The sequence below is a fragment of the Candidatus Aminicenantes bacterium genome, from assembly GCA_026393795.1.
Lineage (GTDB): Bacteria > Acidobacteriota > Aminicenantia > UBA2199 > UBA2199 > UBA2199.
In genome coordinates this window covers 1-9,654 of the sequence record JAPKZL010000198.1, presented here as the reverse complement: position 1 = coordinate 9,654, position 9,654 = coordinate 1, and the positions used below count along the sequence as shown (strand labels likewise).

The following is a 9,654-nucleotide window of genomic DNA, read 5'->3' as shown; positions in this document are numbered from 1 at the left end:
TAATCAAACCAATAAAAAGAGGATTTCACATCAATGCATTTTGAACAAGTGCCACTCGATCCCCGGCTTCTGCGGGGGATCCAAGACATGGGGTTCACCAAACTGACGCCGGTCCAAGAAAGGACCCTGGCCGTTACCCTGACCGGACTCGACGCCGCCGTCCAGTCGCAGACCGGCACCGGCAAGACCGCGGCTTTCCTGATCACCATTTTCCAGGGGCAGTTGGTCGCCGAGGCCAGCCGCAGGAAAGCGCTGATCATCGCCCCGACCCGCGAACTGGCGGTGCAGATCGAAGCCGAAGCCAAGCTCATCGGCCGCCACCTGCGCGCCAGCGTTGGCTGCTTTTACGGCGGCGTGGGCTACAACCACCAGGAACTCATGCTCAAACGCGGGGTGGACATCATGGTCGGCACCCCGGGCCGCCTGCTCGACCTAGAGGGGAAAGGGACCTTGAAAATGGACGATATCGGCTTCCTGGTCATCGATGAGGCCGACCGCCTTTTCGACATGGGCTTCCTTCCCGATATCAGGAAGATCCTTCGCCGCGTTCCGTCGATGAAGCTGCGGCAAACCATGCTGTTCAGCGCCACCCTTTCCGACCCGGCCATCCGCATCGCCCGTGAATACATGAACCGTCCCGAAAAAATTGAAATTACTCCCGAACAGATCACCGTGGACACCATTACCCAGGAATTGTACCACGTGGGCAGCCGCGAAAAAGTCAGCCTGCTGCTGGGCATACTGAAGCGGGACAACCCCAAAAGCGTGCTGTTCTTCACCAACATGAAATGCGATGCCGAACGGTTGTGCCGCAAATTGGTGCTCAACGGTTACCGTTGCGAATTTTTGACCGGCGACCTGCCCCAGAGTCGACGGTTGCGCATCATCAACGATTTCAAATCGGGCCGGGTTTTTTTCCTGGTCGCCACCGATGTGGCCGCCCGCGGCCTGCACATCGACGACCTGGACATGGTGGTCAATTTCGACCTCCCGGCCGACAGCGAAAACTACGTCCACCGCATCGGTCGCACGGCCCGCGCCGGCAAGAACGGCAAGGCCGTTTCCCTGGCCTGCGAGAAGCACGTCTGCAACCTCGAACCGATCGAGAAGCTGATCAATATGAAAATTCCCGCCATTTTCGCCGAAGAAAATCTTTTTATACGCGATAAAAGCCGCGGCATGGTATTCAAACCGGCGACCAGGCCGCGCGGCGCCGAAAGCCGCCCGAGACGGCCGGGCGCGCAGCACGGCAGCCGCCCCAAGCACCGTTCGCGGCCCGAATTCAGGAAATCGATATAGCTGGCAGTGCGAGGAGAATAAAATGGCCCAAGCCGACAGCAAGCAGATCATTTTTTCCATGGCCAACGTCAGCCGCACCCATCCGCCGCACCGCCAGGTGCTCAAGGATATCTCGCTCTCGTTCTACTACGGGGCCAAGATCGGCGTCATCGGCTTGAACGGCTCGGGCAAGAGCAGCCTGCTGAAGATCATCGCCGGGGTCGACAAGGACTTCCAGGGCGAGGTGATACCGGCCCGCGACTATTCGCTCGGCTTCCTGGAGCAGGAGCCCCAGCTCGACCCGGGCAAGACGGTCAAGGAGGTCATCTCCGAGGCGGTGCAGCCGGTACTCGACAAACTGGCCGAATTCGACCAGGTCAACGAAGGCTTCGCCGACCCCGACTAGAGCGCAGCCGACATGGATAAACTGGTCGTCCGCCAGGCGGCCATCCAGGAAAAACTGGACGAAATGGACGCCTGGAACCTCGACAGCCGGCTGGAGACCGCCATGGATGCGCTGCGCTGCCCGCCCGGCGATGCCCCGGTGGCCAACCTCTCCGGCGGCGAAAAGCGGCGCGTGGCCCTGTGCCGCCTGCTGCTGCTAGAGCCCGACATCCTGCTCCTGGACGAGCCCACCAACCATCTCGACGCCGAGTCGGTGCAGTGGCTGGAGCACCATTTGCTAGGGTACAAGGGGACGGTCATCGCCGTCACCCACGACCGCTACTTCCTGGACAATGCCGCCGAGTGGATCCTGGAGCTCGACCGCGGCGAAGGCATCCCCTGGAAAGGCAATTACTCCTCCTGGCTGGAACAGAAACAGCAGCGCCTGAAAAGCGAGAGTAAGGCCTCGGAGCGCCAGCAGCGCCAGCTGGAGCGCGAACTGGAATGGGTGCGCATGTCGCCCCGCGCCCGGCAAGCCAAGGGCAAGGCCCGCCTCAGCTCCTACGAGAAACTGCTCGCCGCCGAGAAGACGGCGCGCATCGAGGAGGCGCGCATCTACATCCCCTCGGGGCCGCGCCTGGGCGAACTGGTCATCGAAGCCAACGGCATCGGCAAGTCCTACGGCGAGCGGCTGCTGTTCGAGAACCTGTCGTTCAACCTGCCGCGCGCGGGCATCGTCGGCGTCATCGGCGCCAACGGCGCCGGCAAGACCACCCTCTTCCGGCTGCTGACCGGCCAGGAGAACCCCGACAGCGGCTCCGTCCGCCTGGGCGAGACGGTCAAGCTGGCCTACGCCGACCAGGAGCGTGTTGCCGTCGACCCCGAGAAGCCGGTGTGGGAAGTGATCGGCGGCAGCCAGGAGAGCTTCATGCTCGGCGGCAAGCTGGTCAACGCCCGCGCCTACGCCTCATGGTTCAACTTCACCGGCGGCGACCAGCAGAAGAAGGCGGGGGTGCTGTCCGGCGGCGAGCGCAACCGCCTGCACCTGGCGCGCATCGTCAAGGCCGAGGCCAACGTGCTGCTGCTCGATGAGCCGACCAACGACCTCGACGTCAACACCCTGCGCGCCCTCGAGGACGCCCTCGACGACTTCGCCGGCTGCGCGGTCGTCATCTCGCACGACCGCTGGTTCCTCGACCGCATCGCCACCCACATCCTGGCCTTCGAGGGCGACAGCCAGGTGTATTGGTTCGAAGGGAATTACTCGGACTACGAGGCCGACCGCAAGCGCCGCCTGGGCCACCAGGCCGACAGCCCGCACCGCATCCACTACCGCAAGCTCAGGCTCGGCTGAGCCTTCATCGGCCCGGCCGGAGTTCGCTTCCTTTTCGATTGACAAGGGGGCGCGATTCAAATAAAATAAAACCCCATGAAAAGCATCATCCGCAGCACCCTGATTTTGATACTAGTCCTCACCGCAGCAGAACAGGTAATGTCACTGGAGCGAAAGACCGCCCTATTGGAAAAATTCGAATTCCAAAGCCAAAAATATTCGTTGATCGCCGATTTCTCACCACCCCGGACCGACATCATCCTGAAAGGGCGGATGTGCACCAACCTGAGTGCCGGCATGGAGGGCGAGAACATCCCCTTGGCCACCCGGACGGGCAGCGACAATTTCTATGTTTTCTGGCTTAACTACAAGGACGCCTCCATCCGTCTGGCCTACTATGACTTCCGGCGCGACCGCAGCCAGGTTCTCGACCTGCCGGGTTTTTCGTTCTTTGCCGCTCCGCAGGTGATCGAAGCTGACGACGGCCGGCCCGCCCTGCTCTTCCTGGGCAACCGCTCGGGCAATGACGACATTTTCTATTACGAGACGGGAAACGGGCTGCTCACGCCGCTGACCGCGACCCCGTTTTCGGAAAAAGGCTTCACCTTCCGGGAAAGCGACGGCCGGCTGGAGATCGAAACGCGCTCCCTCTGGGCGCAGTACCGCTATTCGTTCGACCCGCTGCAACGCGAATGCGTCCTGAAGGATAAAAAGGACCGTCCGACCAGGCAAAAAACCGTCCTTGGCCCAAAGACACCCGAATACTACAATACCTATATCGGCTTCGGCGACAGCATCACCTGGGGAAAGTTCGAAGGAGCGCAGCACCTGGAAATATGCTACCTGACCCAGATGAAGACCCTGATGGCTGAGCCCGGCTACGCCAATTATTACGGTGCTTCTTCTTCCGTCAATCTGGGCGTGCCCGGCGACACGACGCTCAACGGGGCAGAGCGGGTCGACCAGGAACTGGAGGACCACTCGGGCTTTTATTTCCTGCTGATGCTGGGAGTCAACGACGCCATCAACAATTCGCTCTCCATCGACAGTTCCCTGGAGAACCTGGAATACATCATTGACGCCGCCGCCGCGCGCGGCATGCGCATCATCGTCTCCACCCTGACGCCGAGCAAGTCCACCTTTTCTCAGTATGAATATTATTGGGAGAACCTGCAGGGACTCAGAGTCGGAATTCTGACCCTGGCCCGTAAAAAAAACGTCGCCTGCGTGGATACGCTGAACGCATTCATGAACACCAATCCTCCGAATGGCTGGAAGGACCTACTGGAAAAAATTATCGAAAACGTGAGCAGCGGCAACCACCCCAACGCTGCCGGCCACCGCATCATCGCCGACCTATTCGCCAACGCGCTGGTGGCTTTCCCGCCTCTGCTGCCCACCGGGGTGAGCGTGCGCAACCCCGGGGACACACTGAAAAAAAATGTCCAATGGGACGCGGACTACGAATCGGATTTCAGCCACTTCGCCATCGAGTTCGCTTTTCGCGCCAACGATTTATCTCATAAGCTGACCACGAACGAAAATCATTTCACCTTCACCCTCTTCCCGTTCCTGCCCCAGCTCTATTTCCGTTTGCAGGCAGTGGATTATAGCAGCAATGCCAGCGCCTTCACGGCGGTGTTCCCAGCCCAAACCGGAAAAAACAGCGGGAAATGAGCGCAATTTTCCGGGACAGCGCCGCGGCCGCAAGCGAAAAATATGATTTAATTATCGTCGGCGGCGGCATCTACGGCGTCATGCTGGCCCTGGAAGCGGGAAAGCGCCGGCAGCGGGCCCTGCTGCTGGAACAGGAGGATTTCGGCGGCGCCACCAGCCTGAACCACTTGCGCACCGTCCATGGCGGCCTGCGTTACCTGCAGTCGTTCGACTTGCCGCGCTGCCTCGAATCCATCCAGGAGAGGCGCTGGTTCCTGGCCAATTTCCCGGCCCTGGTCCAGGTTCTCCCCTGCCTGATGCCCCTTTATGGCCGGGGGCTCAAACGCCCGTTCATCATGGCCCCGGCCCTGGTTTTGAACGATCTGCTGGGCTTCAACCGCAACCGGGGTGTCGGCGCCCAGAAACGCCTGCCGCCGGAAAGCCTGCTGCTGCATCACGGTCAGGTACGCGGCGTGCTGGCCAGGGACCAGCAATCGGGCCAGCACCACGAGTTCCGTTCGCCGCTGGTCATCAACGCCGCCGGCCCCTGGTGCCGGCAGCTGGCCCAGAAATTCGACCGCGATTATCCCCGTCTTTTCCGCAAAAATTTGCTCCTCTTTAATATTCTCTTTAAAAGAAGGGCCCTGAGCGAATACGCACTGGCTCTGAATCCTCCCAGCCCCACAGGAAGACGGGCGCAACCGCCCAGCCGCCGCGACCACACCTATTTCGTCCACAACTGGAAGAACCGTTTACTGGCCGGCACCGCCGAGATCCTGGTCGCCGATCAGGCGGAAAATCCCCGTCCCGAGCCGGAGCAAATCGCCGAGTTCATCTACGATATGAACAGCGCCGTGCCGGAGCTGATCCTGAGCGAAAAGGACGTCGAGCAGGTTTACTCCGGGATCCTGCCGGCCACCGAGGCCGGGACCCTGGCCAAGCACGAAGTGATCATCCGCCACCAGGACCACGGCGGCCCGTCCGGATTGTTCAGTGTTTCCGGGGTCAAGTTCACCACCTCGCGGCTGGTGGCTGAAAAAACCATGCGCCGGGTCTTTCCCGGCCGACCGGTTCGCGAGCCGCAGGGGCCTCCCGCTGACGCCAATTCGGGTCGCTGGGTATTTGCCTATGACTGGCTGCCGGGCGCGGACACCGCCAACGCGGCCTTCGCCTCGCTCAAAACCTTGGCCGAAGAGGAGGCGGTGGTGCACCTGGACGACCTCATCTTCCGCCGCTCCAGCCTGGGCGAGAACCGCCGCCGCGTCAGCGAGCTGCTTCCCCGGCTGCGGCCGCTGTTCGCCTGGAACGACCTGCGCTGGCAGCAGGAAAGCGAGCGCCTTAAAAAATTGGCGCAGCCCTGGTTCTGATGCCGCTTCCCGTCGGACATGCATTGGCCGGGATCGCCTTCTTCGAGACCCGGCCCGGCCTGTTTTTCAAGAGCCGGTGGCTTGACGCGAGTTTCTTCATTTTCCTGGCCAACCTGCCCGACGGCGATTTTTTGCCCGGTTTCCTGCTGGGCTCTCCCAACCGCTACCACCACGGCATATTCCACAGCCTGGGGGCCGCCCTTTTTGTCGCCGTGATCATCGGCTGGCTCTTTTCCCGCAAGAAAGGTCATGCCTTGAAATTTTTCGCCTTTGTCTTCATCATATTTTGTTCGCACCTGTTGCTCGATTTCTTTACCTTGGATTTTACCCCGCCCTACGGCCTGCCCCTCTTCTGGCCCTTTGCCAACGGCTACCACATAGCCGCCCACCCTGTCTTCATCAACATCACCCGCTCCCCCCATTCGGCCAACTTCTTCTCCAGCCTGTTCAGCCTGCACAACCTCAAAGCGGCGCTGCTCGAAATCGTGCTGCTGGGAGGCGTGGTGCTGCTGGTGGCTTGCATCCGCCGCTGGGCAAATGACCGTCCCGGCCGCGCCGCCACCCGCCAGAGCCGCTGAAATTGCTGTTCAAATTGCGGTTGCCAGCCGGACAGCAACGGGATAGAACGGGAGCAGTATAGGAGGAAAAATGTCGCCTCTGCCAGATGAAAGAGCCATGTACCAAGCCCTGGCCGAAAAGGACTCTTCCTTTGAGGGTTTATTTTTCCTGGGCGTGCGCAGCACCGGGATTTTCTGCCGGCCGGGCTGCCCGGCCCGGAAACCGAAAAGGGAGAACGTCGATTTTTTCCCGGCCGCCAAGGATGCGCTGCTGGCCGGCTATCGCCCCTGCAAGCGCTGCCGGCCGATGGAAGCGCCGGGCCTCACCCCGCCGGCGATCCAGCGGCTGCTGGCCGACATCCACGCCGACCCCGAGCAGCGGCTCAAGGACGCCGACCTGCGCCGTTACGGACTCCAGCCCAGCCAGGTGCGGCGCTGGTTCAAGAAGCATCACGGCATGACCTTCCAGGGCTTTCTCCGCTCGCTGCGCATCAACCTCGCCCTGGGCCAGATCCACTCTGGGGCAAAGGTGATCGACAGCGCTTTTGCCAGCGGCTACGAATCGCTGAGCGGTTTCACCGGGGCCTTCAAGAAAAAAATGGGCCGCTCGCCCGGGCAGAGCGCCGGCGCTCCGGTCATCGTCGTGGCCCGGCTGCTCACCCCACTGGGGCCGATGCTGGCCGGCGCCACCGGCGCGGGCGTCTGCCTGCTGGAATTCAGCGACCGGCGCATGCTGGAAACACAGCTCGCCCGGTTGGAAAAACGTTTCCGCGCCCGCTTCCTGCCCGGTCCGAGCCGGCACATCGACGAGCTGCAGCGCCAGCTCAACCTGTATTTCGAGGGCCGCCTGCGCGAGTTCAAGGTCCCCCTGGTCATGGCCGGCACGGAATTTCAAAAAAAGGTCTGGCAGGCCCTGCTGACCATCCCCTACGGCCAGACCCGCTCCTACGGGCAGCAGGCGAACATGATCGGCCGACCCAGGGCGGTGCGCGCCGTCGGCCGGGCCAACGGCGACAACCGCATCGCCATCGTCATCCCCTGCCACCGCGTTATCGGCGACAGCGGCCGGTTGACCGGCTACGGCGGCGGCCTGTGGCGCAAGCGCTTCCTCCTCGATTTGGAACAGAAGAATTTGAAATAAGTTAAAGGGCGACCCAGCGAGTCGCCCCTACCCTAAAATAATATTAGACAATTTCAGAACTAGTGGAAAACATTTTATCTGGATAATTTTTTTCGTAGGGGCGATTCGACAGCACAAATTATCCTTTGGATCTAATTTGTCTGCCACCGAAGGTGGTGAATCGCCCTGGACTGCAGCAGGATGACCTTGTTTCAGCGCCGATCAATCGTACTTTTTGCTTACGTTTAAGTTTCTTGATCTTCAGCTCGGCGAGGAAAGCGCGCTTAAAGTAGCGATACTCCTTGCTCCAGACCAGGGTGACCGGCCGCCGGCTGCGCGTGTAGCGCGCCCCTTTGCCCGAGTTGTGCAGCTCCAGGCGCCGGGCCAGGTCGGGCGTGTAGCCGGTGTAAAACGTCCCGTCCCGGCAGCGGAGGATATAGACGAAAAAACGGCCGCTGCGCTTCAGTTTGGCCATGGTCTCCTCAGCTTGCTATTTTGGGTCAAACGCAGGCCGAAGTCAATCGCGGCGCCGCGCGCATTGAATTTGCCGGCAATTCTTTGTAGAATGGGCATAACGGGCAATGGAGAAAAACCAATGAACGGAACTTTCAGCGGATTGAATCCCGTTTTGCAGGCGCTGCTGGCCGGGCTGTTCACCTGGGGGGTGACCGCCCTGGGCGCCGCCATCGTTTTTTTCAAGAAGGAATTCAACCGCCACCTGCTCAACGGCATGCTCGGTTTCGCCGCCGGGGTGATGATCGCCGCCTCCTTCTGGTCGCTGCTGGCGCCGGCCATCGCCATCGCCGCCGAGGGGCCGTTGCCCAAATGGCTGCCGGCACTCATCGGCTTTCTGGTGGGCGGGGCATTCCTGTGGCTGATGGACAAGCTGCTGCCGCACCTGCACCCCGGCCTGAGCCTCAACCAAGCCGAGGGCATCAAGACCCACTGGCGTGGCACGATCCTGCTGGTGTTGGCCATCACCCTGCACAACATTCCCGAGGGGCTGGCCTTGGGCGTGGCTTTCGGGGCGGTGGCCGCCAACCTGCCGTCGGCCACGCTGGCCGGCGCCGTGGCCCTGGCCCTGGGCATCGGCCTGCAAAATTTCCCCGAGGGCATGGCCGTATCGATCCCGCTGCGCCGCGAATGTCTTTTGCCCGGCCGCTGCTTCTTCTACGGCCAGCTGTCGGCCGTGGTCGAGCCGCTGGCCGCGGTCTGCGGAGCCGCCGCCGTCCTGCGCATGCGCCACATGCTACCCTACGCCATGGCCTTTGCCGCCGGCGCCATGATCTACGTGGTGGTGGAGGAGGTGATCCCCGAGGCCCAGCGGGGAGAGAATTCCGACTTCGCCACCCTGGGGGCGATGGTTGGCTTCGCCCTGATGATGTTCCTGGACGTGGCGCTGGGAGGGTGAAGCAGGACGACCGTGAAGAACACCTACGATCCGCTTCTCATCTACGACATGTTCGACCGCGCCGGCTTCAAGGTGTTACGCATCGACCAGTTCGACAGCGGTAACTATGCCAAGATCAGGGCTGAGTTAAAATACGATCATCTCAGCGTCGCCCAGCTGCTGGAGATCGCCACCCGGCTCATTTCTCTGGAGAAGAACGAAAACGTGGAAATCCATGTCGTCAACATCGACATGATCCACAAAAGCATGCGCGTGGACATCATGACCCGCGAGGAAGAAGAAACGCTCTTTCTGCCGAAGTGAATTCTACCCCTGCCACACCAGGTCCACGGTTTTCTTCCCAAAAAGGCTGCAGGATGCCTGTACCTTGACCGGATCCCCTTTTTGCAGGGGTTTTTCGCTGAAGGTAAAAGTCTCTTCCTGATACTCATTTGCCTGCTGGCGTGAGTAGGTTTTTTCGGCGACCGGCTCGTCGCCCAGGAAAACCACGATGCGTTTGATATAATGGTATTCCGGATCGCTGACCTTGTGCCAGACCTTGACCGTCA

The 9,654-nt window shown here is 61.1% G+C and carries 9 protein-coding genes and 1 pseudogene; 8 read left to right on the top strand and 2 right to left on the bottom strand.

Going from position 1 to position 9,654, the window contains the following annotated elements:
* Positions 1-87 precede the first annotated feature (87 nt).
* From NTW95_09485 to NTW95_09460, 6 genes and pseudogenes are all read left to right on the top strand, one after another.
* Entirely contained in the window at positions 88-1,299 is a 1,212-nt protein-coding gene (locus NTW95_09485; GenBank protein MCX6557642.1) for a DEAD/DEAH box helicase, read from the top strand.
* 22 nt (positions 1,300-1,321) lie between these two features.
* Positions 1,322-3,016: pseudogene (gene ettA, locus NTW95_09480) on the top strand (energy-dependent translational throttle protein EttA).
* 75 nt (positions 3,017-3,091) lie between these two features.
* Positions 3,092-4,672: an SGNH/GDSL hydrolase family protein gene (locus NTW95_09475; GenBank protein ID MCX6557641.1), complete on the top strand. Its 1,581-nt coding sequence runs from the start codon at positions 3,092-3,094 to the stop codon at positions 4,670-4,672.
* Positions 4,669-6,018, top strand: a complete 1,350-nt coding sequence (locus tag NTW95_09470; GenBank protein MCX6557640.1) for an FAD-dependent oxidoreductase — start codon at positions 4,669-4,671, stop codon at positions 6,016-6,018. The genes NTW95_09475 and NTW95_09470 overlap by 4 nt, the downstream gene beginning before the upstream one ends.
* Positions 6,018-6,596, top strand: coding sequence for a metal-dependent hydrolase (locus NTW95_09465; GenBank protein ID MCX6557639.1), 579 nt, complete (start codon positions 6,018-6,020; stop codon positions 6,594-6,596). Before NTW95_09470 ends, NTW95_09465 begins: the two co-directional genes overlap by 1 nt.
* Positions 6,597-6,666: 70 nt before the next feature.
* Entirely contained in the window at positions 6,667-7,716 is a 1,050-nt protein-coding gene (locus NTW95_09460) for a methylated-DNA--[protein]-cysteine S-methyltransferase (protein MCX6557638.1), read from the top strand.
* A 118-nt stretch (positions 7,717-7,834) separates the two neighbouring features.
* Here the strand turns inward: NTW95_09460 and NTW95_09455 are convergent, their stop codons facing one another.
* Positions 7,835-8,170, bottom strand: coding sequence for a GIY-YIG nuclease family protein (locus NTW95_09455; GenBank protein ID MCX6557637.1), 336 nt, complete (start codon positions 8,168-8,170; stop codon positions 7,835-7,837).
* A gap of 120 nt (positions 8,171-8,290) precedes the next feature.
* On the opposite strand from NTW95_09455, the gene NTW95_09450 reads away from it, so the two are divergent.
* Both NTW95_09450 and NTW95_09445 read left to right on the top strand, forming a co-directional pair.
* Positions 8,291-9,106 (top strand): ZIP family metal transporter, encoded by an 816-nt coding sequence (locus tag NTW95_09450; protein MCX6557636.1) that lies wholly within the window; start codon positions 8,291-8,293, stop codon positions 9,104-9,106.
* Positions 9,107-9,118: 12 nt separating this feature from the next.
* The gene (locus NTW95_09445) at positions 9,119-9,409 is read left to right on the top strand and encodes a hypothetical protein (protein MCX6557635.1); all 291 of its coding nucleotides are present in this window, start codon (positions 9,119-9,121) and stop codon (positions 9,407-9,409) included.
* Between the two features lie 3 nt (positions 9,410-9,412).
* On the opposite strand, the gene NTW95_09440 is transcribed toward NTW95_09445, so the two are convergent.
* The coding region (locus tag NTW95_09440) for a hypothetical protein (GenBank protein ID MCX6557634.1) at positions 9,413-9,654 on the bottom strand (242 nt) is incomplete at its 5' end.

Excerpts from the sequence above, each read along its gene's own strand:
- NTW95_09455 (MCX6557637.1), bottom strand. The coding sequence starts at position 8,170 with ATGGCCAAACTGAAGCGCAGCGGCCGTTTTTTCGTCTATATCCTCCGC.
- NTW95_09450 (MCX6557636.1), top strand. The coding sequence starts at position 8,291 with ATGAACGGAACTTTCAGCGGATTGAATCCCGTTTTGCAGGCGCTGCTG.
- NTW95_09485 (MCX6557642.1), top strand. The coding sequence starts at position 88 with ATGGGGTTCACCAAACTGACGCCGGTCCAAGAAAGGACCCTGGCCGTT.
- NTW95_09470 (MCX6557640.1), top strand. The coding sequence starts at position 4,669 with ATGAGCGCAATTTTCCGGGACAGCGCCGCGGCCGCAAGCGAAAAATAT.
- NTW95_09475 (MCX6557641.1), top strand. The coding sequence starts at position 3,092 with ATGAAAAGCATCATCCGCAGCACCCTGATTTTGATACTAGTCCTCACC.
- NTW95_09460 (MCX6557638.1), top strand. The coding sequence starts at position 6,667 with ATGTCGCCTCTGCCAGATGAAAGAGCCATGTACCAAGCCCTGGCCGAA.
- NTW95_09465 (MCX6557639.1), top strand. The coding sequence starts at position 6,018 with ATGCCGCTTCCCGTCGGACATGCATTGGCCGGGATCGCCTTCTTCGAG.